This is a genomic window from Actinoplanes sp. NPDC051494 (assembly GCF_044454705.1).
Taxonomy (GTDB): domain Bacteria; phylum Actinomycetota; class Actinomycetes; order Mycobacteriales; family Micromonosporaceae; genus Actinoplanes.
This window is the reverse complement of the sequence record NZ_JBITDZ010000006.1, coordinates 220,479-245,201: the sequence shown is the minus strand read 5'-3', so window position 1 is coordinate 245,201 and position 24,723 is coordinate 220,479. Positions and strand designations below refer to the sequence as shown.

The 24,723-nt window shown below is 70.2% G+C and carries 27 protein-coding genes; 10 read left to right on the top strand and 17 right to left on the bottom strand.

Annotation, left to right across the window (positions count from 1 at the left end; all coding sequences use genetic code 11):
* Positions 1-70 precede the first annotated feature (70 nt).
* The 4 genes from ACIA6A_RS22725 to ACIA6A_RS22710 all read left to right on the top strand — a co-directional run bounded on the left by ACIA6A_RS22725 (position 71) and on the right by ACIA6A_RS22710 (position 5,117).
* Positions 71-1,129 (top strand): hypothetical protein, encoded by a 1,059-nt coding sequence (locus ACIA6A_RS22725; protein ID WP_396099798.1) that lies wholly within the window; start codon positions 71-73, stop codon positions 1,127-1,129.
* The gene (locus ACIA6A_RS22720) at positions 1,126-1,839 is read left to right on the top strand and encodes a hypothetical protein (RefSeq protein ID WP_396099797.1); all 714 of its coding nucleotides are present in this window, start codon (positions 1,126-1,128) and stop codon (positions 1,837-1,839) included. The genes ACIA6A_RS22725 and ACIA6A_RS22720 overlap by 4 nt, the downstream gene beginning before the upstream one ends.
* Positions 1,840-1,968: 129 nt before the next feature.
* Positions 1,969-4,701, top strand: coding sequence for an AbfB domain-containing protein (locus ACIA6A_RS22715; RefSeq protein ID WP_396099796.1), 2,733 nt, complete (start codon positions 1,969-1,971; stop codon positions 4,699-4,701).
* Positions 4,702-4,715: 14 nt separating this feature from the next.
* Positions 4,716-5,117, top strand: a complete 402-nt coding sequence (locus tag ACIA6A_RS22710) for a thiol-disulfide oxidoreductase DCC family protein (RefSeq protein ID WP_396099794.1) — start codon at positions 4,716-4,718, stop codon at positions 5,115-5,117.
* Here ACIA6A_RS22710 and ACIA6A_RS22705 read toward each other — a convergent pair.
* The 5 genes from ACIA6A_RS22705 to ACIA6A_RS22685 form a co-directional block, all read right to left on the bottom strand.
* Positions 5,112-6,104 (bottom strand): hypothetical protein, encoded by a 993-nt coding sequence (locus ACIA6A_RS22705; RefSeq protein ID WP_396099793.1) that lies wholly within the window; start codon positions 6,102-6,104, stop codon positions 5,112-5,114. The genes ACIA6A_RS22710 and ACIA6A_RS22705 overlap by 6 nt on opposite strands.
* A gap of 2 nt (positions 6,105-6,106) precedes the next feature.
* The gene (locus ACIA6A_RS22700; protein WP_396099792.1) at positions 6,107-6,619 is read right to left on the bottom strand and encodes an RNA polymerase sigma factor; all 513 of its coding nucleotides are present in this window, start codon (positions 6,617-6,619) and stop codon (positions 6,107-6,109) included.
* A 37-nt stretch (positions 6,620-6,656) separates the two neighbouring features.
* Positions 6,657-7,388, bottom strand: a complete 732-nt coding sequence (locus ACIA6A_RS22695; RefSeq protein ID WP_396099791.1) for a zf-HC2 domain-containing protein — start codon at positions 7,386-7,388, stop codon at positions 6,657-6,659.
* The gene (locus tag ACIA6A_RS22690) at positions 7,385-7,894 is read right to left on the bottom strand and encodes a sigma-70 family RNA polymerase sigma factor (RefSeq protein ID WP_396099790.1); all 510 of its coding nucleotides are present in this window, start codon (positions 7,892-7,894) and stop codon (positions 7,385-7,387) included. The genes ACIA6A_RS22695 and ACIA6A_RS22690 overlap by 4 nt, the downstream gene beginning before the upstream one ends.
* 112 nt (positions 7,895-8,006) lie before the next feature.
* Positions 8,007-9,050, bottom strand: a complete 1,044-nt coding sequence (locus ACIA6A_RS22685; RefSeq protein ID WP_396099789.1) for a neprosin family prolyl endopeptidase — start codon at positions 9,048-9,050, stop codon at positions 8,007-8,009.
* Between the two features lie 372 nt (positions 9,051-9,422).
* On the opposite strand from ACIA6A_RS22685, the gene ACIA6A_RS22680 reads away from it, so the two are divergent.
* Entirely contained in the window at positions 9,423-9,896 is a 474-nt protein-coding gene (locus ACIA6A_RS22680; RefSeq protein ID WP_396099787.1) for a cysteine dioxygenase, read from the top strand.
* A 59-nt stretch (positions 9,897-9,955) separates the two neighbouring features.
* Entirely contained in the window at positions 9,956-10,309 is a 354-nt protein-coding gene (locus ACIA6A_RS22675; protein WP_396099786.1) for a rhodanese-like domain-containing protein, read from the top strand.
* A gap of 15 nt (positions 10,310-10,324) precedes the next feature.
* Here ACIA6A_RS22675 and ACIA6A_RS22670 read toward each other — a convergent pair whose 3' ends face one another.
* Positions 10,325-10,930, bottom strand: coding sequence for a flavodoxin family protein (locus ACIA6A_RS22670; RefSeq protein ID WP_396099785.1), 606 nt, complete (start codon positions 10,928-10,930; stop codon positions 10,325-10,327).
* Positions 10,931-10,981: 51 nt separating this feature from the next.
* On the opposite strand from ACIA6A_RS22670, the gene ACIA6A_RS22665 reads away from it, so the two are divergent.
* On the top strand, positions 10,982-11,383 hold the full coding sequence (locus ACIA6A_RS22665; protein WP_396099783.1) for a PPOX class F420-dependent oxidoreductase: 402 nt from the start codon (positions 10,982-10,984) through the stop codon (positions 11,381-11,383).
* A 30-nt stretch (positions 11,384-11,413) separates the two neighbouring features.
* On the opposite strand, the gene ACIA6A_RS22660 is transcribed toward ACIA6A_RS22665, so the two are convergent.
* Both ACIA6A_RS22660 and ACIA6A_RS22655 read right to left on the bottom strand, forming a co-directional pair.
* Entirely contained in the window at positions 11,414-12,115 is a 702-nt protein-coding gene (locus tag ACIA6A_RS22660) for an anti-sigma factor family protein (protein ID WP_396099781.1), read from the bottom strand.
* Positions 12,112-12,663, bottom strand: coding sequence for a sigma-70 family RNA polymerase sigma factor (locus tag ACIA6A_RS22655; protein WP_396099780.1), 552 nt, complete (start codon positions 12,661-12,663; stop codon positions 12,112-12,114). The genes ACIA6A_RS22660 and ACIA6A_RS22655 overlap by 4 nt, the downstream gene beginning before the upstream one ends.
* 237 nt (positions 12,664-12,900) lie before the next feature.
* On the opposite strand from ACIA6A_RS22655, the gene ACIA6A_RS22650 reads away from it, so the two are divergent.
* Positions 12,901-13,665, top strand: a complete 765-nt coding sequence (locus tag ACIA6A_RS22650; RefSeq protein WP_396099778.1) for a hypothetical protein — start codon at positions 12,901-12,903, stop codon at positions 13,663-13,665.
* On the opposite strand, the gene ACIA6A_RS22645 is transcribed toward ACIA6A_RS22650, so the two are convergent.
* The 4 genes from ACIA6A_RS22645 to ACIA6A_RS22630 form a co-directional block, all read right to left on the bottom strand.
* Complete coding sequence (locus ACIA6A_RS22645; protein ID WP_396099776.1) at positions 13,659-14,573, bottom strand: DUF1996 domain-containing protein; 915 nt, start codon at positions 14,571-14,573, stop codon at positions 13,659-13,661. The two genes, ACIA6A_RS22650 and ACIA6A_RS22645, sit on opposite strands and share 7 nt — an antisense overlap.
* Positions 14,574-14,636: 63 nt before the next feature.
* Positions 14,637-18,308: a LamG-like jellyroll fold domain-containing protein gene (locus ACIA6A_RS22640; RefSeq protein WP_396099775.1), complete on the bottom strand. Its 3,672-nt coding sequence runs from the start codon at positions 18,306-18,308 to the stop codon at positions 14,637-14,639.
* Positions 18,305-18,760 (bottom strand): hypothetical protein, encoded by a 456-nt coding sequence (locus ACIA6A_RS22635; RefSeq protein WP_396099773.1) that lies wholly within the window; start codon positions 18,758-18,760, stop codon positions 18,305-18,307. The genes ACIA6A_RS22640 and ACIA6A_RS22635 overlap by 4 nt, the downstream gene beginning before the upstream one ends.
* Before the next feature lie 80 nt (positions 18,761-18,840).
* Positions 18,841-19,269 carry a hypothetical protein gene (locus tag ACIA6A_RS22630; RefSeq protein WP_396099772.1) on the bottom strand — a complete coding sequence of 143 codons (429 nt, stop codon included), beginning with the start codon at positions 19,267-19,269 and terminating at the stop codon, positions 18,841-18,843.
* Between the two features lie 234 nt (positions 19,270-19,503).
* On the opposite strand from ACIA6A_RS22630, the gene ACIA6A_RS22625 reads away from it, so the two are divergent.
* Positions 19,504-21,045 carry a GGDEF domain-containing protein gene (locus ACIA6A_RS22625; RefSeq protein WP_396099771.1) on the top strand — a complete coding sequence of 514 codons (1,542 nt, stop codon included), beginning with the start codon at positions 19,504-19,506 and terminating at the stop codon, positions 21,043-21,045.
* Positions 21,046-21,090: 45 nt separating this feature from the next.
* Here the strand turns inward: ACIA6A_RS22625 and ACIA6A_RS22620 are convergent, their stop codons facing one another.
* The 5 genes from ACIA6A_RS22620 to ACIA6A_RS22600 all read right to left on the bottom strand — a co-directional run bounded on the left by ACIA6A_RS22620 (position 21,091) and on the right by ACIA6A_RS22600 (position 23,148).
* A complete protein-coding gene (locus ACIA6A_RS22620) occupies positions 21,091-21,534 on the bottom strand; it encodes a DUF6941 family protein (protein WP_396099770.1) in 444 nt (147 codons plus the stop codon).
* Complete coding sequence (locus ACIA6A_RS22615) at positions 21,534-21,737, bottom strand: hypothetical protein (protein WP_396099769.1); 204 nt, start codon at positions 21,735-21,737, stop codon at positions 21,534-21,536. The genes ACIA6A_RS22620 and ACIA6A_RS22615 overlap by 1 nt, the downstream gene beginning before the upstream one ends.
* 34 nt (positions 21,738-21,771) lie before the next feature.
* Complete coding sequence (locus ACIA6A_RS22610) at positions 21,772-22,044, bottom strand: hypothetical protein (protein WP_396099768.1); 273 nt, start codon at positions 22,042-22,044, stop codon at positions 21,772-21,774.
* 158 nt (positions 22,045-22,202) lie between these two features.
* Complete coding sequence (locus ACIA6A_RS22605; RefSeq protein ID WP_396099767.1) at positions 22,203-22,793, bottom strand: hypothetical protein; 591 nt, start codon at positions 22,791-22,793, stop codon at positions 22,203-22,205.
* Positions 22,794-22,803: 10 nt separating this feature from the next.
* Entirely contained in the window at positions 22,804-23,148 is a 345-nt protein-coding gene (locus tag ACIA6A_RS22600) for a hypothetical protein (protein ID WP_396099766.1), read from the bottom strand.
* Between the two features lie 111 nt (positions 23,149-23,259).
* Between ACIA6A_RS22600 and ACIA6A_RS22595 the strand changes: the two genes are divergently transcribed.
* Positions 23,260-24,672, top strand: coding sequence for a glycoside hydrolase family 76 protein (locus ACIA6A_RS22595; RefSeq protein WP_396099765.1), 1,413 nt, complete (start codon positions 23,260-23,262; stop codon positions 24,670-24,672).
* Positions 24,673-24,723 lie beyond the last annotated feature (51 nt).

The following is a 24,723-nucleotide window of genomic DNA, read 5'->3' as shown; positions in this document are numbered from 1 at the left end:
CAGGGGAAAACGGGGCACACCCCGGCCACCGACCTCGACGCCCCGCGAACCGGCGTGGTCTGATGGCCGCATGGCTGAGTTCGCTACGGTCGGTTACGGCCCGCAGTTCCACCGCCTGCTACTGCGCGTGGCCGGGTACGCACCCGACGAAACAGTGGCGCAGGCTCGCCTCGCTCTGGCCGAGGGCCGGGTGGCCGAGGTCGCCGAGGCCGTCGCCGGGATCGCCGACACCGCCGGGCTCGGCCTCGACAACGAGGACTTCGTGCTGCTGACGGCCACCGCACCCGAGGCGGCCGGCCGGTTGAGCTCGACCGGGGCCGGCACGTGGCCGCAGCCGCCCGGCGACTTCCTGCCGCTGCCGGATGACGGCCGGGTGTTCCCGACCGGTGCGCTGCCGCCGGTGCTGGACCTCACGGATGCCCCGTACGGGCTGGTCAGCGCCCTGACCGACGACGCCGACCGGGCCGCGATCGAGGCGATGGACCGGGTGCCCGGCGCGGTGGCGCTGTGGCGGGCCTGGCGCACCGGCGCCCCGGGCCGGATCTATCTGCTCACCGCGGATGTGGACGCCGCCGCCCTTCCCGTGGTGACCGCCCAGGTGCAGCTGGAGCTCATCCGCGCTGGGCTCGAGCACCCACGCGTCGAGACCACCGCGCCCGACGACGAACTGCCGCCGGAGCAGTACCGGGCCCGGGCCGCCGCGGCCCTGCTCTGGACCGCCGGCGAGGCCGTCCCGCTGGAGCTCGCCCGGGTCTTCGACGGCGTCGACCCGCAGACCGGCCCCTGGTTCGCGGCGGATCGCCCCGAGGTGCCGGAAGCCGACCGGGAACGCTTCGCCGCCTACCTCGACGCCGGTCACGCCGTACTGATGACCACGCAGCGTCTCGACGACGTCCTCGACCCGGCCCGCGGACCGGTGGTGCCGATGTCCTACCGCAGCGACGGTGTCTGGATCTGGCCGGACACGGTGACGTACTACCTGCGCGCTCACGGCCTCGCCGCCGACCCGGAGCTGCTCGCCCACATCACCGCGCGGGGCTTCGCCGCGCCGCGGGTGGGTCCCGTGGCCGAGCACCGGGCCCTCGCGGCGTTGTTCCGCCCGGTCGAGGAGGCCGGGGCGGCGCGATGACCGAGCCCATCCCGGTGTTCGTACCAGCGTTGTCCGACCCGAAGACCTTCGGGCGCAGCGTGCCGCCCCTGCTCGACCTCGTCGGCCGCGACCTGGGTGACGAGATGGACGTCGCGGCCGCCGGCATGGCTGCCGCCCATCCGGGTGCGTCCGCCCTGTGGCGCGCGTGGCAGCTGTCGCCCGGCCAGGATCCGTTGCGGGTGTACGTGCTGGAGAGCAGCACGCCGGTGTCGTTTCCCATCCCGATGGCGGTGTACGAACGCGGCACCAGGCCCTCGGACGAGATCCGGACCGCACGCAACGCCGGGGCCCTGCTGTGGACCCGGGCCGAGGCTCCGCCGATCCGCCTCGCGCGCGTCTTCGACCTCGACGGCCGGTTCACCGCTGACCACCCGGTGCTCGCCGGGGAGACGCTCGACCTGGTCGCCACTTATCTGGAGGCCGGGGCGCCGGTGCTGGGCACAGCCGCACTCCTGCCCGACGTCGTGGCGCCGGAGCGCGGCGAGGTGGTGCCCACGTCGTACCGGACCGACGGCCGCTGGCTCTGGGCCGACTCGGTCGCCTATTACCTACGGGAGCACGGGCTGGCCCCGGAGCCGGATCTGCTGAGCCATGTGCTCGTGGCCGGCTCGCTGCCCGCACCGGACCCGGCGGACGAGCATCGGGCCCTGGCCCTGCTGTTCCAGTCGGCCGGGTTCGTGGCCGTCTGAGGTCACCGGTCCCTGAGCTCGCCGATGATCAATAGACTGTCGTCTATTGAAAGTTGGTGTTCGGATGAGTAAGCATGTGTTCGAACTGGTGAATCCCCCCTCGCACTTCTGACCCGAAGGAGAGGCACCGTGATCGGACACCGACGAACGCCACGCCTGCTCGCTCTGGCCGTGGCCGCCCTGACCGCCACGGCCGGCACGCTCATCGCCACCACCGCGCCGGCTACCGCGTTCGCCCCCAAGACGCCTCCGCTCACCACACCGTGGACCGCACAGGTGTCCACGACCAACCCGCTGCCCGAATATCCCCGCCCGCAGCTGACCCGGCCGGACTGGCAGAGCCTCAACGGCATCTGGCAGTTCGCGGGCGCCACGAACCTCAACACCCCACCGGTGGGCAGCACGCTGGGTGAGGAGATCCTTGTTCCGTACCCGATTGAGAGCGCTCTCAGCGGCATCATGCGCCGCCAGGACTACTCGTACTACCGCCGGACGTTCACCGTCCCGGCCGGCTGGTCCGGCAGGAACGTGCAGCTCAACTTCGGTGCGGTGGACTGGCAGTCGAAGGTCTGGGTGAACGGCACGCTGCTCGGCACGCACGAGGGCGGCTACGACAAGTTCTCGTACGACGTCACCGGCGCGCTACGGGCCGGCTCCAACGAGGTCATCGTCGGCGTCTGGGACCCCACCGAGAGCCAGGACATCCCGGTCGGCAAGCAGCGGATCAACCGCGGCGGCATCATGTACACGCCGTACTCCGGGATCTGGCAGACCGTCTGGCTCGAACCGACCCCGGCGGCCCGGATCACCCGGCTCGACACCACCCCGAACGTCGCGGCCGGCGGGCTCGATCTGGTGGTCCAGGGCACCCAGGCCGGCACGGCGGTGACCGCCCAGGTGCTCAGCGGCGGCACCGTGGTCGGCACGGCCACCGGCACGATCGGCACCAGCCTGCGGGTTTCCGTACCCAATGCGCGTCTCTGGTCGCCGGACGACCCGTTCCTCTACGACCTGCGGGTCACGTCCGGCAGCGACACCGTCGGCGGTTACTTCGGCATGCGCTCGCTCGGCAAAGCGATGCTCGGCGGGGTGCTGCGCCCGACCCTGAACGGCAAGTTCGTCTTCCAGCTCGGCACGCTCGACCAGGGCTACTGGCCCGACGGCATCTCGACCGCGCCGACCGACGCCGCGCTGCGCTTCGACCTGGAGCAACAGAAGGCGCTCGGCTTCAACATGGTCCGCAAGCACATCAAGGTCGAGAGCGACCGCTGGTTTTATCACGCGGACCGGCTCGGGCTGATGGTCTGGCAGGACATGCCGGCGCTGGCCAGCGGCAGGGAGCCGTCGGCGATCGGGCGCACCAGGTTCGAGAAGGAGCTCAAGGAGCTGATCGACGAGCACAAGGGCATCACGTCGATCGTGCAGTGGGTGCCGTTCAACGAGGGCTGGGGAGAATACGACGCCGGCCGCATCGCCGACGTGGTCAAGGGTTACGACCCGACCCGCCTGGTCAACCACAACTCGGGCTCCAACTGCTGCGACTCCGACCCGGACCCGGGCAACGGCGACGTGATCGACGACCACATGTACGTCGGCCCGGGCATCACCCGCGCCCCGACGGCGACCCGGATCGCGGTCAACGGCGAATACGGCGGCCTCGGCCTGCGCGTCCCCGGTCACGAGTGGCCGACCACGGGCAAGTTCGCCTACGAGTGGCTGCCCGACCCGGCGTCGCTGACCACCCGTTACGTCCAGATCACCAGCAAGCTGATCGACCTGGTCAACGGCAACGGGCTGTCCGGGTCCGTCTACACCGAGCCGACCGATGTGGAGGAAGAGCTCAACGGCTTCTACACGTACGACCGGCAGGTCCAGAAGATGGACTTCGCCCGGGTCCGTGAGGTCAACCTGCGGGTGCTCGGCGCGGCCAACGGCACCACGCTGTCGCTGAACAAGCTCGCCTCGCTGCGCGTCACCACTCCCGGATACACGGACCGCTACCTGCGCCACGCGAACGGCGCCGCGGTCACCTCCACGATCGCCACCACCGGTGACCGCCAGGACGCGTCCTACTGGGTGCGACCGGGGCTCGCAAGCACGTCCTGCTACTCGTTCGAGTCCCGTAACTTCCCGGGGCAGTACCTGCGGCACCGGGCGTACCGGGTCTACAAGGAGGCCAGTGACGGGGCCACGTTCAACGCCGACGCCACGTTCTGCGCCCGGCCGGGACTCAGCGGTGGCGGGACGTCGCTCGAGGCGTACAACATGGCTGGCTACTACCTGCGGCACCGCAACAGCGAGGTCTGGATGGACGCCGACACCGGCGGATCGTTCACCAACGACGCCACCTGGGCCGTCTCGCCCGCGCTGTGGAAGAGCGGCGCCGATCTGGCCGTCGGGCAGAAGCGGTCGTTCCGGGTCACCACCGCCGGCTACGACACCCGGTACCTGCGGCACCGCGACGCGCTGGCCCGCACCGACGTCATCAACGCGGCCGGCTCGGCGACGGACCGGGCGGACGCGACGTACACGGTCCGGACCGGATTCGCCGACCCGGGCTGCTACTCGTTCGAGTCGGCGAACTTCCCCGGTCAGTTCCTGCGGCACGCCAACTACCGGCTGCAGAACGCGGCCAACGACGGCACCACCACGTTCCAGCAGGACGCGACGTTCTGCGCGCAACCGGCCCTGAACGGCGGCAGCGGGAACGTGTCCCTGGAGTCGTTCAACTACCCCGGCTACTTCTGGCGGCACTACGCCGAGGCGGTGTACATCGCCACCAGCGGCGGGGGCAACACCTGGGACAACCCGGGCAGCTTCCCCGCCGATGCCACCTGGAACAACGCGCCCCCGCTGGGCTGAGGCAAGATAGAACCATGACCAACACGTTCGTGTACGACGGTGACTGCTCCTTCTGCACCATGTGTGCGGAGTTCGTCGAGCGTCGCATCCCGTCGCGCGCGACCGTGATCCCGTGGCAGTTCGCCGACCTGGACGCTCTCGGCCTGACCCTCGATCAGGTCGAGAGCGCCGTCCAGTGGGTCGGCGAGGACGGCACGGTCTCCTCCGGCCCCGACGCGATCGCGCTGCTGCTGCGCGACGCGGGCCGGATGTGGGCGGTGCCGGGCCGGTTGCTGCAGCTCAAGCCGGTCGGCTGGGTGACCTGGCCGGCCTACCACTGGGTCGCCGACCACCGGCACCTGCTGCCGGGCGGCACCGCGGCCTGCTCGCTGCCCCAGGCCCAGCGCGAGAAGCTGTACGGCACCGGCGCCTCATGACCGCACCCTGATCGTCAACGGCCTCAGCTGCTGGTTCTCCTGGCCCTCCGGCACGTCGACCGCCGTCACCGTGGCGTCGTCCTGCCAGGCGAGCACCGACCTGTCCTCGTTCGTCCCGGTCCGGTACGGGCTCACCAGCGGCATGCCGGTCGCCACCTGTTCCACGAGCAGCCGGCGTGAGCCGCGCGTCTCATAGGCGACGGCCAGCTTCAGCCCGTCCGGCGAGAGCCGCACCGCCGTGATCCGGGTGCACCCGTCCAGCGGCAGCGCCGAGCCGCCCACGGTCCTGCCATCGGCCAGGGACAACACCCGCGTCTGACACGGATTCACCCGGTCGACCAGGGCGAGCCGGTCACCCGCGAGATCCACCGCCGCCGGCTCCGGATACGACACCAGATCACGCTGACCGCCGTCGGCGAGCCGGTGCTCGCGCAACACACCCTGACGCCAGAGGTACGCGTTCTCGTCGTCAGCCCCGATCAGGTCGCCGCCGCCGGTCTTCCGCCTCACCACCGTCGTGCCGTCCGCGCCCACGACCGTCAGCTCGGTGCGCCCGGCCGCGACGAGCCCACCGGACGGCAGCCCGACGACGCTCCGCCACTTCTCCCGGCCCACGAACGCGTGCTTGACCAGGTGCCCGGTGGGCGTCAGCTCCGCCACCGCGTTGCCGTCGAGCTCCACCGTCGTGTCGTCCGGCACGAGGTAGGTCCCGGTCACCATCGGCAGCAGCAGGCGCTGGGCCGGCGGCGCGATCGACGTGGCCGGGGCGGCGGCCGGCCCGCTCACGCGCCGCGGCTCGGCGATCTGCCGCACGGCCACCCCGATACCGAGCAGCACGACGACCGCGCTCAGACCCGAGACCACCGCGTGGCGACGGCTCCGGCGGCGGTGCCGGCGATAGACGTCCTCGATCGTGCCCTCGTAGCCGGTGGTGGCCCGGGCGACCGTACGGACCGCGGTCTGTGCCTCGTCCGGCATCTGGTCCATGGTCATTCCTTCTCCGTCAGGGCGGACCGCAGGGCGGACAGGCCCCGGGAGAGCCGGCTCTTCACAGTTCCCTCGGTGAGCCCGAGCACCGCCGCGGTCTCCGCCGTCGACAGGTCGAGCAGGATCCGGCAGGTCACCACCGCCCGCTGCGGCAGCGGCAACGTGGCCAGCGCGTGCCGGGCCAGCACCGTGCTGTCCGCGGACCCGGCCGGCGTGGGCGTCTCCACCTCGGCCGGCGGCTGTTCCCGGCGTACCTTGCGCCACCAGGACGTCGCCCAGTTGAGCCCGACCCGGAACACCCAGCCGGCCGGGTTCTCCAACGTGCTGACCGTGCCCCACTTCGCGTACGCCCGGGCCATGGCCTCGTCGACGGCCTCGCGGGCGAGCGCGTCGTGGCGCAACGTCACCGCCAGCGCGCGGTAGACCCGGTCGACGTTGGCCCGGTAGAACGCCTCGAAGCTCTCCGGCTCGGTGACCACCGGGCCGGCTTCGAGCACGATCGCAGGAACTGTCATACCCGATACACGCCGCAGCCGTTCCCGGGGTTCCCGATCAGTCGAGATGCGCCGTGCCGAGCAGGTGGCCGGCCGAGTCGGTGACCGACACGATGCGTACGTTGCCCAGCTGGATCGAACTGGCCCCGGTGACCCGGGCGTTCCCGGTCGGCGTCGGGCCCCACATCGCGGCCTGCTCGACGCGGCCGTCGCCGTTGCGGACCTGGCACACGAACGGCCCCTGGCCGGCGAGCTTCTGCACCACCAGGTCGACCGAGACGCCCCACGTCTTCCCGGTCAGCACGGCCTGACCGGTGAGCCCGCTGCCGGCCGCCGCCTCGAACAGCACGGTCCGCTGCGGCTGGGACGCGGCAGGGCTCGCCGCGGCCTGGGGCACCGGCGGCCGATCGTCGTCGCGGGAGATCACCAGAGCACCGGTGATCGCCGCGACCAGCAGCACCGCCGCGGCGACGGCGAGCCGCCGGACGGTGGACCGGCGGCGGTCCCGGGCCCGCTCGGCGCGCATCCGGCTGAGCAGGCCGGCGATCCGGTCCGCGCTGGGCCGGGCGCCGGGCGCGACCGTGACCACCGGCGCCTGCGGCAGATCGGCCACCGGTGTCTGGGGCAGGGCGCGCAGCAGCTCGGGCACCGGACCCAGCCGGTCGAGCGTGGCCCGGCACTCGTCACAGGTCACCAGGTGGGCGTCGAGGCGGTCGGTGTCGCTCTCGTCGAGGCCACCGAGCAGGTATCCGCCGAGCAGACGGCGCAGCTCGTCGTGGTCGGCACTCATCGCAGCACCCCCATCTCCTCGAAGACCTGCCGCAGCGCCCGCACCGCGTAGAACGCCCGGGACTTGACCGTGCCCTCGGGCACCGAGAGGTTCCGGGCCGTGTCGGCGACGGTCTGCCCCTCGTAGTACATGGACCGGACCACCGCCCGGTGGTCGTCGGAGAGCCGCTCCAGCGCCTCCGCGACGAGCCAGCCCTCCACCAGCTGATCGACGTTGTCGGCCGAGGGCGCCGACTCGACCGCGGCGTCGTCGGTGACCAGCCGGGGCCGGCGCTGCTCGGCGCGCCACGCGTTGGTGACCACGTTGCGGGCGATGGTGAGCAGGTAGGAACGGGTGCGCCCGGGTTCCGGATCGAGGTGGTCGATGTGCCGCCAGGCCCGCAGCAGGGTCTCCTGGACCAGGTCCTCGGCCCGGTGGCGGTCGCGTACGTACCGCGAGATGAAGCTGAGCAGGATGCCGTAGTGCTCGGTGTAGAGCGCGGTCATCAACTCTTCGTCGGAGTTCACCCGCCACCTCCCGTCGGTTCGTCGCAGCGGTGTGTACCCCACAGGCACCCCGGTGGTTCAGCAGAACGCCCGGCCCCCTCCAGGAGGACCGGGCGCCATCATCCGCTCGCGATCAGCAGGCGCCGGCCCCACCGAAGCGGAACGTACGGTCGCTGCGCCGGTCGACGCTGTAGTACGGGCTGTTCCTGGGGATCGTCTCCACGGCGGCGATGGGCTCCGGGCCCTCGGTCATCGAGATGCTGCCGACCCGGGCCGCGGTGCCACTGCTGGCCGGCTGCCCGTTGCCCATGTCGGTGCAGGGGGCCGCGCTCGACGCCGCGACCTCGCCGAACCACTGGGTGAAGCCGGCCCGGGTGTACCGGCCGTCCCAGAGCCGGTCGGGGAAGTAGCCGACCCACTCGGAGTCGTACGCGATCCACCAGTTGCCGGCCGAGTGCTGGACGCCGAACCGCTTCGCCTCGCCGGTCGGCAGCGTGTCGCCGGGCTTGACCGTGCTGCTGTACTGCTGGAAGCCGCAGGCGTTGTAGCAGGTGGGCACGCCGTCCTTCCAGTAGAAGACGAACAGGTGCGGGTCGGCGTCGCCGTTGACCGTGCGGTCGACGTTCCACCCGACCTCGACGGTCTGCTGCTCGTCGGCGGACCGCACCGCGATCTCGGTCAGCGTGTGGTAATCGTCGGTGTCGAGTTCCGGTGTGGCGATACTCAGGTTGGCCCAGGAGCCGTCGGTCGCCCCGGTCTGCGATCCGACCGCGTAGTGGAAGACGACGTCGGAGGCGGCTCTACCCGCGGTCGGCGGGGTCGGCGGCACCGTGTCGGCGGTGGTCCCCTTCGGTCCGTATTCCGGGACCGGGAGCAGGGAGCCGCTGGTGTCGGCGGGCGCGGCGTCCGCTCCGGCGGCCGCGACGGCCTCGCTGTCGGCACCGGCCCGGGCCCGCTTGAGCGTGGTGGGCCGCTCACCCCAGGGCAGCAGTTTCGGGGGTACGGCCAGAGCGGCCGCATCGGGTTCCACGGCGTCAGTAGCAGCGGCTTCCGCGGCGGGAGTCTCCACGGCTGGAGTCTCCGCGGCACTCGCGTTGAGGGTCCATACAACCCCGGTGGCGCCGACAACAGCGGCGGCCAGGCCTGCGGCTAGCAGGCCGCGGCGCGATTTCGACACGTGTCCGTCCTCGTTGATCGGGGGTGATGATCGCGGGTGGCCGGAGGCGGATGACCGGGGGGGCCTCCAGGCGTCGCCGACCATATAACGCTCTGGATGCGCTTGGCTGCGCTCGAGCACCCTTTCGACCTGAACGGCTGAGCACGCGGGCCGATCCGGTGACGGAATGCCCATTGTGGTCGACGTTGAGTGTCGATCCGATCGCATAGAGGTACTGATGAGGAGTGTTTTCTGAAAGAAGCAAAACCGCGCGAGGTTCTTTCGGGTACCCGCCGGGCGAACAATTGATTCCGCGGGTTGGGAGAAGTTGACCTCTCGTTTACGCTAACCCTATATGATCGGTAGGCAATATAGGCTTACAGAGGAGCTCCCGTGACCACCGTCGACGTCCGCCTCGACCACCTCGCCATCGCCCAGCAGTGGGCCGCCGACCCGACCTCGTGGCCCGTGGCACCCCGGTTCAACGCGTCCGAGCGGTGGTACCACCGGCTCGCCGAGACCAGCGACTACGAGGTCTGGCTCCTGACGTGGCTCCCCGGCCAGGGCACCGACCTGCACGATCACGGCGGCTCGGCCGGCGCGTTCCACGTGCTCTCCGGCTCCCTCACCGAGGACACCATCGCGGTCTCGCCCGACCGCGCGCCCCGGATCACCGCCCGCGAGCTCGGTGAGGGCGCCGGCCGCCGTTTCGGCACCCGGCACATCCACCGGATGACCAACCGCTCCAACCAGCCCGCGATCAGCATCCACGCGTACGGCCCGGCGCTGACCACCATGACCAGGTACCGCATCGGCGCTTCCGGCCTCGACGTGGTCGCCATCGAGCGGGCCGGGGCCCAGTGGTGAGCGCGGTGGTGAGCGCTCCCGTCCTGCAACCCCCGGCCGGCTCTCAGGGAATCGACGACATGCTGACAGCTTCCCGAGCCCGCCTTACCCGGCTCAGCCCGCTCCAGACCCAGGACGCGATGCGCCGCGGAGCCGTCCTGGTGGACATCCGCCCGGCCGCCCAGCGTGCCGCGCACGGCGAGATCCCCGGCGCCCTGATCATCGAGCGCAACGTCCTCGAATGGCGGCTCGACCCCCGCAGCGACGCCCGGCTCTCCTTCACCCACTACGACCTCGACGTGATCGTGACCTGCCAGGAGGGCTACACCAGCAGTCTGGCCGCGGCCGCCCTGCAGGACCTGGGCCTGCTCCGCGCCACCGACCTGGCGGGCGGTTTCGCCGCCTGGCAGTCCGCCGGCCTCCCCACGTCCTGAGCTGCACGCGGGCTGCTACTCCGGGGGTGCGCCCATCGGGGTGGCAGCCAATGCCCGGGCGACCGACACCAGGTTCGCCGCCATCGCCCGGCCGGTCTTGTCCGCCCAGTCGTGGCCACGCTGCTCGTCGAGGTAGTCGGGGCCGGCTCCCGGACCCAGGTGCCAGTACGTCCACGCCTGCCCGGGAATCGTGTAACCGATGTCCCCGAGCGCCCCGGCGATCTCGCCGATGACGTGGTGGGCACCGTCCTCGTTGCCGGTGTTGACCACCCCGGCGACCCGGTTGTAGGCCACCGGCCGCCCCTCGCCGTCGGTCTCCGAGATCATCGCGTCCATCCGCTCGATGACCCGCTGAGCCACCGACGACGGCCGGCCCACCCAGGTCGGGCTGGCGATGACCAGGATCTCGCTGGCCAGCAGCTTCTCGTGCACCGCGGGCCAGTCGTCACCCGCACCCATGTCGGTCTCGACGCCGGGCTTCACGTTCAGGTCCACCGCGCGGACCCAGTCGACCGTGACGCCGTCCTTCTCCATCGCCTCCGCGACCACCCGGGCGAGCGCCTCGGTGTTCGACGGCGCGGGCGACGGCTTGAGCGTGCAATTGATCACCAGAGCTCTCATGACAGGCCGGATACCCAGGCAGAACCGCCCCACACGGCCTACTTTTGCCCCATGACAACCATCCCCGAGGGCCTGCTCGAGCTCCTGCACAAGCCGAGCCCCTGCTTCATCGCCACCGTCGACCCGGACGGCTCCCCCCAGCTGACCGAGACCTGGGTCGGCACCGACGGCGAGCACATCCTGATCAACACCGTCGAGGGCTTCCGCAAGGTCCGCAACATCGAACGCGACCCCCGGGTCTCGGTGATCGTCACCGACCCCGCGGACGCGTCCGACTACTACTCGATCAAGGGCCACGTCGTCGAGGTGACACCGGAGGGTGGCGCCGACCTCATCGAGGAGCTGGCCCAGAAGTACATCGGCGGCCCGTACCCCTGGTTCGGCGGCCGGGACCAGGTCCGCGTGATCCTCCGCATCGACATCGACAAGATCATTCACGCCCCCTGGAAGTAGGGCGACCCTGCGGGGAGGGCCGCCCTCGACTCACAGAGCCACGCTGGTGTATTGCTTGCCGCCCTCGGTGACGACCCGGACCGAGGCGACCTGGTCCGGCGGGACAAGAGCACTGCCGTCCAGAGTGGTCCCCTCCCCGGCTCCAGCCTCGGAAACGACCCAGCTCCCCGCCAGCGTCACCCGCCCGGCCTTGTCCACGACCTGGAGCAGGCATCGCTCCCCCTGCGGGATGCCGGACACCGCGGCCTTGACCCGCACCCAACCCGGCGCGGGTGACACCGCGACCGTGATCCGCGCCCCGGTCGACGCATCGACCGAGGTGGCCGACCTGGTCCCGGGTGCGACCGTGGCCACCGCCGACGCCGACGGCTGCGCGACCACCTTGTCATCTGTCGTGGCGCGCCCGATAGCGCCTCCGCCCACCACGGCGGCGGCCACGATCACCGCCGCGGCTGCACCCACGAGCGCGGTGCTCCGTCGCCGCCGGCCGGCATCCTCGGTCCGGATCTGCCGCAGCGTGCGCTGCAACAGCAGGTCGGCGTCGTCGGGAGGGCCGTCGAGCAGCATCGCCTCCGGGACGGCTTCGAGGGCCATGGTCCACTCCTGCAGGGATTCCACCTCGGCGCGGCATTCGTCGCAGCCGGCAATGTGCTCCTCGATCGCCCGGTTCTGCTCAGCGTCCAGCGACTTCGTGAGGTAGCCGGCGAGGTCCACGTGATTCGTCTCGTTCATGAGGCAGACCGTTCCGTTCCGGCGGGGCTCAGCTGCTTGAGTTCGCGCAGGGCCCGAAGGGCGTAGAAGGATCGCGACTTCACTGTCCCGGGTGGCACACCCAGCACCTTGGCCGCCTCCGTGACCGTGTGACCCTGCAGGTAGAGCTGTTCCAGGACCGCACGGTGCTCGCTGGAGAGCCGGCTCAGCGCGTCGACCACCACCATGGCGTTGACGACCTGTTCGGCGTGGTCCTCGTCGGACGGCACGTCGACCGGGCTCTCGCGCACCTCGGTGGCTCGCGCGTTGCGGGCCCGGATCTGGTCGGTGACGATATTTCGGATCACGGTGAGCAACCAGCCGCGTACCGAACCTTTGCCGTTGACAAGGCTTTCCGGATGCCGCCAAGCGCGCACCAGGGCCTCTTGGACGACGTCCTCGGCGGCGGCGCGGTCCCTGGTCAGCTGAGTCGCATACGCGAGCATTGCCCGCCCGTGTTCCGCGAACAGCGATCTGACCAGTGCCTCATCGGCCACCTCCTGGCGACGTTGGAGCCTCAACCCCGGCATGTTCTCCCCCCGCTGACGGCGGCGATGGTGGTTTCACTTCCGCCGAGGCTGACCGGGCGGGACCTGCGGCCCGGCCATCCTCGACCCCCGTTGCTTTCGGTCTGACTCCCCTCACACGTATCCCCGGTCGGCGCGGTTCAGCGCAATGTCGTCTGAACCGGTTCCACCCCCCGATGCGTGTGCAGGTCGTAGTTCGTCGCCAACCATCTTGTCGTACCTGTCGTAGTAGGGGGAATCATGAAGCGCACAGCCGTCGCACCTGTCTCGCTCGCGGTGGCCGGGCTTCTCAGCCTCGCCGCCTGCGCCCAGCCCGGCACCACCCCGGCCACGGACCTCGCCGCCGCACCGGCCACCACGACCGCGCCGGCCCCGGCGCAGAGCGTGGACGTGCCGCCCGAGCCGCCGGTGCAGAAGCTCGCGGTGGCGGCGGTCGAGACCCCCGACCCGGAGTCCACGCCGGTGCCCGAACCGACCGTCGCCAAGATCCAGAAGTGGGTCAAGATCTACAGCGGCGCCTCGGCGAAGGACGTCACCCCGCCGAGGAACATCACGTCCGGCAGCAAGACGGTCGAGCTGGTCACCCAGGAGAACGACGACATCGGCACCTACGTCTCCGACGGGGCCGGCCGCACGCTCTACCGCTTCGACGAGGACAGCAACAAGCCGCCGAAGGCGACCTGCAACGGCGACTGCGCGAAGACCTGGCCGCCGCTGCTGATCACGTCGCCCGGCAAGATCTTCCCGACCGGCATCGACCCCAAGATCCTCGGGTACGTCGAGCGCGCCGACGGCCACTGCCAGGTCACCATCAACGGCTGGCCGGTCTACTACTTCGCCAAGGACGCCGAGCCCGGTGACATCAAGGGACAGGGCGTCAAGGGCACCTGGTTCGCGGTCACGCCCGAGGGCGGCAAGACCAAGGCCCTCCCGCCGGCCGAGTCCTCGTCGGACAGCGGTGCCGGTGGTGCCGGCTCGGACGTTCCCCCGGAGCCCGGCTACTGACAACCCCGCCCCTCGTTCAGACAGCCGACCACCCGCCGCATCAGGGCATCCGGCATAAGATTGACGAAGAAGGCATGATCGGTACGCGGACTGTGCCGCTGATCGTCGAACGAGTCGATCCGGAACCGGGTGCCCCGCGGTATGTCATAGGCGACGACCACCTCGAGCCGCGGCACCGCGAACGTGCCCACCGGACACCCACCGCCCGGCGCCGCGAAGACCAACTGCTCCCGATGGTTACGGCTGTCCACCCGCCGCCCGTCCCAGCAGCTCGGGAAGTCGAACACCCGCAGCACCCGGGAACCGGCGGGGCAGATCGGATACTTCAGGGTCCGTTTGCTCCCCGAGCCCTCGCAGCTCCACACCGCGGCGGCGAGGGCGGCACCATGCGTCACCGCGTACGCGTCCCCGACCGCGCCCCGCAGCAGCCGGGGCATCGGCAGCACGGGGCCGCGCGGGTTCCCGTACATCGTGAACGTGATCGAGGCGGCGACCCGCACGTCCCCACCGTGCTCGTCCGCACCGGTCCGCAGCACCGGCCAGTAATACGATGATTCGTCCCCGCCCTCGCAGGTCGTGCCCCCACCGGCCAGACTCGCAACGGTGCTGCCGACCTCGACCGAACGGTTCCCCAGATAGTCGTGCACATGATGCGGCGACCCAGGGTCCCGCGGCGTGACCACGATATTGGCGGTGCTGAGATGCCCGATCTCATTACGCCCGCAATCCCACGACCACGACCGGGCAGCGTCCGCCACCGGGCCGGCCTGCACCGCGGCAATGTCAACGTAATCGGGCCCGAGCTGCGGTGACGTCACGCGCGCGGCACCCAGAACGGCCCCGGCGAGAGCCAGCTCGATCGCCAGGGTCAGCGCAACGGCCCGGCGCCGGCCCCACGCGTCCGCCATAGATTCACCATACGCAATGGCTCCACGACGCACCGTGGTGCAAACCGGACACCCAGCCGGCGCTCACCCACCCGCGGCGGTAACCCACCGACTTGGCGACCAGGCACTCCTCCCCCACTCCACCGGCGCCACATAGAACGGAACCCGAGCCGGCGACAGCGGCCCCGACCCCGGCCCGGCCGGAGGCAGCCCGGCGGGAAGCAGCCCAGCCGCAGGCAGCCCAGCCGCAGGTACCAGCGCCGGCCCGGCCTGAGGTGATGCCGGCCGATCCAGGGCTGCTGGCCGCGCCGGGCCGGCCAAGGCTCGTGACGGGCCGGCCAGAGGTGGGCCGGGGGATGGGCCGGACGGCGGCGGGGGCGGTGACGGGCCGGGTGCCGGCGTGGGGACGGCGTACGAGATTCCCTTGCCTGACCAGCCGACGGACGGGGTGGGTGACGGCGGTGGGGTCGTCGGCGGTGGGGAGGAATCGGACGGCGACGGTGTCGCGGAAGGCGCGTCCATCGACGAGGGTGCCGGGGTGGCCGAGGGCTGGGTCGGGGCAGTGCCGGAGGGCGCCGCGGAGGGCGACGGACCGTCGGACGGTGACGGGGCGAAAGAGGACGACGGGGCGAAGGACGGGGACGGGCTGAAGGACGGGGACGCACTGGCGGACGCCGACGGGGATGCCGATGGTGCCGGTGTGGCGCGGCGGCCGGACTGGGGGGTGCTCTGCACCGAGGCGATGGCTGCCGGGGCGGTGATCAGGCCGCCCGAGCTCGCTATCCCGGCGATGAAGTGGTCGGTTACCTGTGTGGCGGTCAGCGCGGTGGTGTAGAAGGCGGCATTGCTCAGGGATCCCCGGAAGTAGTCGGTGTTGGTCTGCGAGTTCCAGCCGCTGTTGTAGTCCCAGCCCACCCGGAAGTAACCGGTGTAATTCTGACCGTTGTTCACAGTGTTGGAGCCGACCGAGGTTCCGTCGACGTAGAGCTGCATGCCCGTCGACGACATCGTGGCTACGACGTGGTGCCACTGGCCGTCGTTGTAGCTCGACGGTGACGTCAGGATGTTGTAGACCGGCAGGACGACCAGGACCCCGTACACGCCGAAGTTGATTTTTCCGTCGGTGCTCATCCACACGTGCCGGTCGTAGTTGGGGCTGCCGCCGGTCGAGGCCTGGCCGAAACCGACGAGCCGGCCGGTGGTGCCGGCGACGTTCGCCTTGAACCAGACCTCTTCGCTCAGCGTGCTCGGGTTGGCGAACGTCTGCGGGGTGGCGACGTAACCGGCCGCGTTCGTCAGCGTGATCCCGGTGCCGCACGCACCCAGGGTGCCGAGCGCGACCGTGCCGGTGTAGGTGCCGGGGCGGTTCTTGCCGGAGCTGTCGGCGGCGACGGTTCCGGTGGTTTCCGCGAGCCGGTAGTACTCCTCCGGGGTGTCGGCGGCGACGGCCGCGGCGCAGGTGTAGTACTTGGGCGCCTTGACCGTGGTGGAGCTCGCGTACGCCTGGGTGTTGCCGACGTTGTCCGAGTAGACGTACTGGTACTGGTAACAGTTGCCGTTGGCGACGGTCGTGTCCGCGTACGGCGAGGTGACGCCGGTGGCGATCGTCGTGAAGGTGGGCGGATACGCGGCGCAGATGCCCGCGGTCATCGTCGCGGACCGGCGCTGCAACTGGCCGAGGGTGGCGCTGACGCCGCTGAGGGTGTCCGCGCCGGCCGGGATCGTGATCGAGACGGACGCGCTGCTCAGGTAGCTGCCGGTGTACGTGGGTGCGGCACCGGTCGGTGCGATCGTGTCGTCGGTCGCGGTCAGCGAGGTGCCGGTGGCCAGGAACGCGTTGTTGGTCGCGGTCACGGTCCGGGCGCCGGGGGCCGCGGGGGCGCTGCTCCACGCGTACGTGTTGACGCCGGTCGCACCGGGGGTCGAGGACCATCCGGCGGGGTAGGCCGGGAACGCATAGCTGAGGATGCCGGACGCCGCGTCGGTGGCGTTCGCGGTCAGGGTTACCGATCCGCTCGCCGCGTTCGACCGGTAGTACAGCGTGGTGCCGGTGAGGTAGGTGTTGCTCTGCGCCGATCCGGCCAGGCTGGGCGCGGAGGGTGCGGTCGTGTCGACCTTGACGTCGCCGCCGAGGTAGGTGGTCGTGTTGCCGACCCGGTCGGCGGCCACGTACTGGTACCGGTAGCAGGCCTGGTCGGTGACCGGGTCGGCGTACGGGGACGTGGGGTCGGTGGCCACGGTGGTCGCGCTGCCGTACGTGCCGCAGGTGCCCGCGCTGAGGGTCGCCGACGCGCGTTGCAGCAGGAACCCGGTCGTCGCGAGCCCGACGCCCGCGTCGCTGCCCTTGGTGAACGCGACGCTGATCGAGGTCGACGTCGAGTACCGGGTGCCGGTGCCGGTCAGGCCGGTCGCGTCCACGGTGCCGCCGGTCGGCGGGGTGGAGTCGTTGACCAGGCTCAGCGTGGTGCCGGTGGTGTTGCCCGCGACGTCCGCGCCGGTCACGGTCACGGTGGGCGTGCTGGTCGTGCCGGCGGTCCAGCCGAAGGCGTTCGACACGTACGGCCCACCACCGGGCGTGCTGACCGTCGACGCGGTGTGCGTGAAGCCGGTGCTCGTGCCGCCGAGTGCGGCGGTGCTGCTGGACGCCGGGCCCGAGGCGGCGTCGGTGAGCGCGTTCGTGACGGTGAACGTGCCGGTGGCGATCCCCCGGTAGTAGATCGTGGTGCCGGTGAGCAGGGCACCGGTGGCCGACGAGAGGGTGAGCGCGTTCACCGGGGCCACCGTGTCGATCTTGATGGGGCGGGAGCCGATCGCGGAGGCGTTGCCGACCGTGTCGGTCGCGTAATAACGCACCGTGGTGGTGGACGCGACCGCGAAGGGCGTGGAGTAGATCAGCGCGGTGCCCGAGACGCTGGGGTCGGAGCCGTCGGTGGTGTATTTGATCGAGGCGACGCTACTGGTCGCGTCGATCGCCGAGAGCGTGACCTGCACCGGTGTGGAGTTGTTCCAGCCGGCACCGTTCGCGAGCGGGGACTGCATCGACGACACGATCGGCCCCACCGTGTCGATCGTGATCGTGACACTGGCGGTCGACCCGTTTGCGCCGACAACACTGACGGTGTGCGTGCCCTCGGACGCGGACGGGATGCTCAGCGAGCTGATCGGGGCACTGCCGGTCACGTCGACAACGGTCGGGAAACCGGTCAGCGTCGTCGACCCGTCGAGCTTGTACGTGTATGCCTCGTTAACGCCGAACCCGGTGACCGTGCCGGTGGTGGTCGCCGGGAACGGGCCCTTGAACGTCGTCTGCGCGAGCGTGAGGACGGCCGGGGCGGTGCTGATCGACGTGCTCAGACCGCTCTCCGGCCCGACCCAGTTGGCGCCCAGCACCGGTCGCACGGAGTAGCGCCAGGAACCGGTGGGGACGTTGCTCTCCGTGCAGGTCAGCGTGGTCAGCGTGCCGGTGCACCCGGACAGCACGGTCTGCGCGGTCTGGGTGGCCGTGTCGTAACGCTTGATCACGTACCCGTCGACGGCGACCCCGTTGGACAGCGTGACCGCGGGCCAGGAGACGGCGACCGCCTGGGCCGCGTATTTGCTCGTGGTCGGCGTGATGGCGGCGTTGACCGTGGCCGCCCGGCCGGCGCCGGAGCTGCCCGGGGTCGACGGTGCGGTCCAGTACGCCCAGGCGACCCCGCCGCCGATGCTCAACGCACCGGCGATCAGCACGAGGACCAGAAGGCGACGCCGTTTCACGATGTGCTCAGATATACCCGGAATGTCGCGCCTTGGCAGGCGTTCGGGGCGCTGAGCGACATTGCCAGCGCGCCGGTCAGGGAAAGGGACAACGTTCCGCTCGCGGCGACGGTCCAGCCGCCGCTGTTGTTCTGGGTCGTGTACGACACCGCGGCCACCCCGCAGGTGGAGTGCCCGGCGTCGACACCGAACCCGCCGGTGCCCTGGCTGGTGTCGAGGGCCAGCTGATTCACCCGTACGGCGAAGGTGTTGGGATTGTTGATCATCAGCGCGACGTCCGAGGTGCCGCCGGGGTAGAGAAATCCGGTGGACGTGCCCTGCGTCAGGGTGAGCGCGACGGGCGCACCGGTCGTCGCGGAGCCGGATCCGGAGCCCGCGGTGGACCAGTAGCCGTAGGCGCTGCCGGAAGCCAGGACGGCGAGCGCGAATCCCGCGACGACAGCGCGTTGCACGGCAGGCTCCCTCCTGGTCGTGGATGAACCACGGCGGCGACGCGGGGGGAAACGCGCCGCCGCCGCATTCGTCGTCCGGGTTATTCGGCGATCGAGAAGCTGAGGATGACCTTGGTGTTCTTGCAGGTGTTCTGGCTGACCGCGTTGTTCTTCATGTGGATCAGCGCACCCGTCGAGTTGTAGGACGTGGTGCCGGCCGGGATGTCCGCGTTGATCGCGGCCGGCTGGGTGATGGCGAAGTCCGCGGCGGTGCAGGTGGGGACCGCGACGTTGCCGGGGTTCGTGACGACCGAGTCGACAGCGACCACGACTGCCGTGAGCTGCTGGGGGAACGCCGCCGGGTTCGTCACCGAGTAGGAGATCGCCTGGTCCGGACCGCCCGGGTACATGGCGGACGGCACGGTCCCGATCTGGGCCACGGTCATGGGCGTGGTGGTCGTGGTGGTCGCGGAACCCGTACCGGCACCGGTGGCGGTCCAGTACGCGAACGCGGTACCGGCGACGAACACACCGGCTACGGTGGGAACGAGGACGAGAGCCGCACGCCGACGACTCCTGCGACGCTGCTGGACACTGCTCTTCGTAGCCATGCACCACTCCATTCCACTGGGCACTTCCCCGGGCTGTTCACCAGCACTTTTCGGACAGCCGCCAGGGCAGCTTCGGGAAAGTCGGGTGCAGCTCGGGAGCCAGTCGGATCGGCCCGGGATTTACAGGAGCGGTGAAGTCCCGATACTGGGGTGATGGCGGAATGGATCTCGCGGCTCCCGGTCCCGGTCACCGCGTACGGACCGCTGCATCTGCTGGCCCGCCACGTGCACCGCCTCAGCGACACCGGGCAGGCCCACGAGGCCATCACCGCCGCCGACGCCTTCCTCGTCATCGCCCGCACGGTGCGCGACGACAAGACCACCCGGTTCCTGCTCCAGGGCAAGATGTACGCCCTGCTCGCGCTCGGCCGGGTCACCGAGGCGAACCCGCTCGCCCTGACCCTGCTGCACGCCCAGCGCACCGCCGGTTCGGTGCTCGGCGAGGCCAAGGCCCTGTGCGACCTGGCCCGGATCAACATGCTCAGCGACCACTACGTCGAATGCATGCGCAACCTGGCCCGGGCCGGCGTCCTGCTCGGCGACGCCCCCACCGAATCCGACCGGCACCGCTCGGCGCTCTGCTCGTTCGCCGAGGCGGCGACCGCCGCGGAGCTCTATGAAACGGCGGCTTCCGCGTACGAACACCTGCGCCACCGCACCTCGACGTTCGACCTGGTCCACGCGGTGACGCTGTTGTACTGGGGCATCCGGCTCGCGCACGTGGGCCGGGCCGAGGAGGCCCGCACCCGCCTGCGCCGCAGCGCCGAGATCACCCACACCTGGCTGGAGACCTGCCCCAACCCGACGATCACCGCGGCGCACGCGCTGGCCCTGGCCAAACTCGGTGAGACCACGGTCGCGGAGAAACTGGCCCGCCCGGTCATCATGGAACTCCGCGACGGCGGCCACCATCAGTACGCCCGGATGGCCCACCTGGCGCTCGGCATCAGCCTGCGGGCCCACGGCTTCCCCCAGGAGGCCCGCCGCGAGTTCATCGCCGCCCGGGACCTCACCGAGGACGACTCCCGACCCGACGAACGCCCGATCATCCGCTTCGAGCTCGCCCTGACCGCCCTGGACCTCGACGACGGCCAGCCCAGCAGGGACCTCTTCGAAGCGGTCGAGGGCCAGGTCCGCGACCTGTGGCGACTGCGGCTGCAACGCCTCGCCATGCTCCGCCAGGCCCGCCAGCGCGAAGAGACCGAAGCGGCCCGGGCGGTCGCGGAACGCCTGGTCCTGCGCGACCCGCTGACCGGCCTCGGCAACCGCCGCCGTTTCGACGTCCTGATCGACGCGGTGTCCCCCACCGCCAACGCCCCGCTGACACTGCTCCTCATCGACCTCGACCACTTCAAGGCGGTCAACGACGCCTACTCCCACAGCGCGGGCGACCAGGCCCTGCGCGAGGTGGCCGCCATCCTGCGGGCCCACTGCCGCCAGGGCGACGAGGCGGTCCGCTACGCCGGCGACGAGTTCGTGGTCTTCCTGCACGCCGACGCCGCCGCGGGAGCCGAGGTCGGCGAAAGAATCCGCGCGGCCGTAGCCCACGCCGACATCCTCACCGACGTGCACATGACGGTCAGCGTAGGCGTCGCGACCTGGACCCCCGGCATGACCGGCAACGCCCTCTTCCAGGCCGCCGACAGCCGCCTGTACGCCGCCAAATGGTCCGGCCGCAACACCACCGCCGCCTGATCCCGCCAGCCGGCCGGGAGATCCCGTCCCGCCCGATCAACCTAATCAGAAAGCAAAAGGACCACCCGGCGGAGCCATCACAGTAAATCCAGCGATCTTGGTCTCTTCACCGACTTCAAGCAACCAGTCGTAGCGTCCTGGCCCGAGTGGCAACGGAGACACGTTGAGAGCGAAAGATGCGTCAAGCGGGCTACCTGCCGGGATGCCTGCCGGTCGCCCGACCTCGATCTCACCGTCGGCCTTGACCTCACGTCGCCCCTCGGGAGTGTCGAACGCTACCGGAGGCCCATCCTGCTCACGCAGTGTCAACATCAACGGAATGCGCTGATTGGCCCGGTCCCACGGCACTTTCGCCAAGACGACGACGGCGTGTGATACCGGGGAGAACGTTCGTGACCAGCCCGCGCCGAGCATGTGAACCTTGCCGCTAATCGGCTCGGCCTGAGCCGCGTCACAAAGGATCAGTTGGATCTCCAGCGGAGACGCCATCAGGCGGCAAAGAAATTAAGGGTGTTCGGGCTCCGATGCGCGGTCGCACGATCGCTGCCAAATGCCACACCCAGGATGGTGAGCCACCGGGTCTGCCCCCTGGACGGACGGTGCGTCTTGCCCCGCTCAGTTGCCCGGTCAAACTCCGCGAGAAGGTCTTCGACCCGCTCGTCCTCTTCGAAGAAGTCGTCGTCCTGACCCATACCACTCATCATGCCTCCCCATGCCGTGTGAGGCCTAGCGGTCGATGAAGTAAGCACTTCCCACTCGGTAGATGTCACCCATGGCGTCATCGGAGTCATACAGGACCACAAGCACCGGGCGACCTTGGATCTCAACCTTGACCAGCCATCGCCAGCCCCGCAACTCGTGGTGGCTGTGAACGTACTCAAGGCCCTCCACACAGACGATCGCGTCATGGACCTCGGCAGAAGCGATGCCGTGCTTCGAATTGATCTTCTCCGCGACTCTGGCGCTGAGGTGAATCCCTGCGACCCAAAGTGCACCCACGTCCCCCCTTGCCCGTTCTTGAGCTTCCGACCACCCGCGACTCGCACTACTAGCTTAGCGCCAACTAGTCGTACGTCAATACGAGCTCCGCTCAGGCGCCGCAGCTGAAGCCGCCCGGCACACCCGGGCCCAGCCCAGCCGGGCGGCATCGCCAGGTTTCACAAGGGATAGACGACGCCGGATCTGCCGCTGTAGGGGTGGCGGGTGCCGTCGGGTTCGTAGCCGGTGTTGGGGGCGTCGAGCCAGATCACGTACGGGACGCCTTTTTTCAGGCCGGTGATGGTGGCCGTGCCGATGCAGCCGGCCGGGGCCGGGATGTTCTGCCAGGTGTAGTTGGGCTGGCTGCCGCTGATCAGGGGCTGCTTGACCGCCGTGATGCGGTAGTCCGAGTCGTACTGCCTCGGCCAGGTGACCTTGAAGCCGCCCGCGACCGGGACCACGGTCAAGGGGATGAGGACCGGGTCGACCGTCCAGCTCAGGGCGGTGCATTCCGTGTCGTAGGGCAGGAACGAGACCGGGGGCAGCGCCGGCGCCCGGGAGCCGCTGAACGTGACCACCGGGCTCGGGGTCGCGCTGCCGGTTACCACCACCTGCCAGGGGGCACCGGGCGCCGGGGTCGCTGATGCCTCGGACGACCCCGGTTTTGAGCCGCCCATCCCGAACACACTGCAGCCGCCCACCGCCAGCGGGACGGCCAGCAGCGGGAGCAGGATCGTGCGGAGCCGCATGCTTCCCGGTTCGGCGGACAAGGCGAAAAGCTTAAGCGCGCACCAGCAGGTGACCGGCCATCTCCAGGCCGTCGTCGGCGACGGTGACGGGGGTACGCAGCCCCGACTCGTCGCGCAGCACGAGGCCCCCGCCGTTCGGGTGGTAGGTGCCCTTGGCCGTGCGGCGGCGACCTTCGACGTGACCCTCGAAGGACCAGTCCTCGGCGAGGCAGAGGCGGACCGAGCCGTCCTCGTTGCGCCAGAAGCCGACGAAGCCGTCGGGTGGGCCGTCGGGGTGGGGCGTGATGACCGGCACCGTGGTCTCGTTACCGCCGAACGCGAGGGTCAGCAGGGCGGCCGTACCGAAGATGGTGGTGTCGATTTTTGGGGTTCGCATGGTGCTCCGGGGGGCCGTACGGGCAGGGGACCTTGCCTATCGGCGCCCTTGAGCTGCACTTGAGGAACTTTGTCATTGACGGTTAACGATGTGTGTACTTTATTAACAGTTATGCGCCCCTCGAAGTGGATCGCCGCCCTCGCGGTCGTCGCCACCGTCGGCCTGCAGCTGCAGACGGCGGAAGCGGCCCTGGCCGCCACCATCTGCAACCGTTACTGCGACGGCCGTGACGCCGCGCTCTCGCCCGGCGACCGGGTGCCGGTCAGCGTCGGCCTGTACGGCCGGTCCTTCAAGGTCCATGTGAACGACACCGACGCGATGGCCTGGGCGACCGTGGAGAGCGGACAGGCCGGCGACCAGGTGTGGGCCGACCGCTCGTTCGACGGCGGCCGGACCTGGAGCAAGGAGGCGACCACCAGCGTCCCGGCCGGCTCGGGCGGCTGGCGGACCGGCATGCTCAACGTCGACGACTGGAACGCCCGGGGCGTCGGGGTGCTGCGGGCGTGCGGGAAGGCCGGCGACCGGCCCGAGATCGTCTGCACAGCATGGGTGCGCAGCAACTGGAACGCCTGGGACCGGCGCACGGCGGCGGCTACCGCGCTGATGACCCGCTACGACCGCGGCACCGGCCTGTTCGACACCAACGGCTGGTGGACGTCCGCGAACGCGCTCACCGCGATCATCGACAACAGCCGGATCAGCGGGATGCACAGCTACGACCATGCGATCGCGACCACGTACGACAAGCAGGTCAACGCCGCGCAGGGGCAGTTCCGCAACGAGTTCATCGACGACACCGGGTGGTGGGGGCTGGCGTGGGTGGCCGCGTACGACCGTACCGGGGACAGCCGCTATCTGAACACCGCGCGGGCGGACGCCGACCACATGTTCGCGTACTGGGACACCCGGTGCGGGGGCGGCGTCTACTGGAAGACCGACCGTACGGTCAAGAACGCCATCGCGAACAGCCTGTACATCCAGCTCAACGCGGCGCTGTCGCAGCGCCTCACCGGTGACACCGTCTATCGGGGCCGGGCCCAGGCGGGCTGGTCGTGGTTCCAGAGCACCGGGATGATCAACGGCTCGAACCTGGTCAACGACGGCGTCAATCTCGGCACCTGCCGCAACAACGGCGACGTGACCTGGACCTACAACCAGGGCGTGCTGATCAACGCGCTGGTGCAGCTGAACAAGGTCACCGGCGACGCGAACGCGGTCACCGTGGCCCGCCGGGTCGCCGACGCGGCGACGACCAGCACCTATCTCAACGTCAACGGCATCCTGCGGGAGCCCAACGAGCCCGATCAGTGCGCCGGCGACGGCGTTTCCTTCAAGGGCGCTTTCGTACGGGGACTCGGCGCACTCGGCGGCTACGGCACGTACCTGCGCCGGCAGGCGGATTCCGCGTACGCGAACGACCGGAACAGCTTCGACGCGTACGGCAGCCACTGGGCCGGCCCGTTCGTCAGCACCAACCACGGTTGCCAACACAGTGCAGTTGACCTGCTGAACGCCGCTCCTTAAAGGTAACGCTCAGCCGGGCCGGACCCGGGCCGATCGTGCGATCGAAGCCAC

Excerpts from the sequence above, each read along its gene's own strand:
- ACIA6A_RS22725 (WP_396099798.1), top strand. The coding sequence starts at position 71 with ATGGCTGAGTTCGCTACGGTCGGTTACGGCCCGCAGTTCCACCGCCTG.
- ACIA6A_RS22720 (WP_396099797.1), top strand. The coding sequence starts at position 1,126 with ATGACCGAGCCCATCCCGGTGTTCGTACCAGCGTTGTCCGACCCGAAG.
- ACIA6A_RS22710 (WP_396099794.1), top strand. The coding sequence starts at position 4,716 with ATGACCAACACGTTCGTGTACGACGGTGACTGCTCCTTCTGCACCATG.
- ACIA6A_RS22705 (WP_396099793.1), bottom strand. The coding sequence starts at position 6,104 with ATGGACCAGATGCCGGACGAGGCACAGACCGCGGTCCGTACGGTCGCC.
- ACIA6A_RS22700 (WP_396099792.1), bottom strand. The coding sequence starts at position 6,619 with ATGACAGTTCCTGCGATCGTGCTCGAAGCCGGCCCGGTGGTCACCGAG.
- ACIA6A_RS22695 (WP_396099791.1), bottom strand. The coding sequence starts at position 7,388 with ATGAGTGCCGACCACGACGAGCTGCGCCGTCTGCTCGGCGGATACCTG.
- ACIA6A_RS22675 (WP_396099786.1), top strand. The coding sequence starts at position 9,956 with ATGCTGACAGCTTCCCGAGCCCGCCTTACCCGGCTCAGCCCGCTCCAG.
- ACIA6A_RS22670 (WP_396099785.1), bottom strand. The coding sequence starts at position 10,930 with ATGAGAGCTCTGGTGATCAATTGCACGCTCAAGCCGTCGCCCGCGCCG.
- ACIA6A_RS22665 (WP_396099783.1), top strand. The coding sequence starts at position 10,982 with ATGACAACCATCCCCGAGGGCCTGCTCGAGCTCCTGCACAAGCCGAGC.
- ACIA6A_RS22660 (WP_396099781.1), bottom strand. The coding sequence starts at position 12,115 with ATGAACGAGACGAATCACGTGGACCTCGCCGGCTACCTCACGAAGTCG.
- ACIA6A_RS22655 (WP_396099780.1), bottom strand. The coding sequence starts at position 12,663 with ATGCCGGGGTTGAGGCTCCAACGTCGCCAGGAGGTGGCCGATGAGGCA.
- ACIA6A_RS22650 (WP_396099778.1), top strand. The coding sequence starts at position 12,901 with ATGAAGCGCACAGCCGTCGCACCTGTCTCGCTCGCGGTGGCCGGGCTT.
- ACIA6A_RS22645 (WP_396099776.1), bottom strand. The coding sequence starts at position 14,573 with ATGGCGGACGCGTGGGGCCGGCGCCGGGCCGTTGCGCTGACCCTGGCG.
- ACIA6A_RS22625 (WP_396099771.1), top strand. The coding sequence starts at position 19,504 with ATGGCGGAATGGATCTCGCGGCTCCCGGTCCCGGTCACCGCGTACGGA.
- ACIA6A_RS22620 (WP_396099770.1), bottom strand. The coding sequence starts at position 21,534 with ATGGCGTCTCCGCTGGAGATCCAACTGATCCTTTGTGACGCGGCTCAG.
- ACIA6A_RS22615 (WP_396099769.1), bottom strand. The coding sequence starts at position 21,737 with ATGGGTCAGGACGACGACTTCTTCGAAGAGGACGAGCGGGTCGAAGAC.
- ACIA6A_RS22600 (WP_396099766.1), bottom strand. The coding sequence starts at position 23,148 with ATGCGAACCCCAAAAATCGACACCACCATCTTCGGTACGGCCGCCCTG.
- ACIA6A_RS22595 (WP_396099765.1), top strand. The coding sequence starts at position 23,260 with ATGCGCCCCTCGAAGTGGATCGCCGCCCTCGCGGTCGTCGCCACCGTC.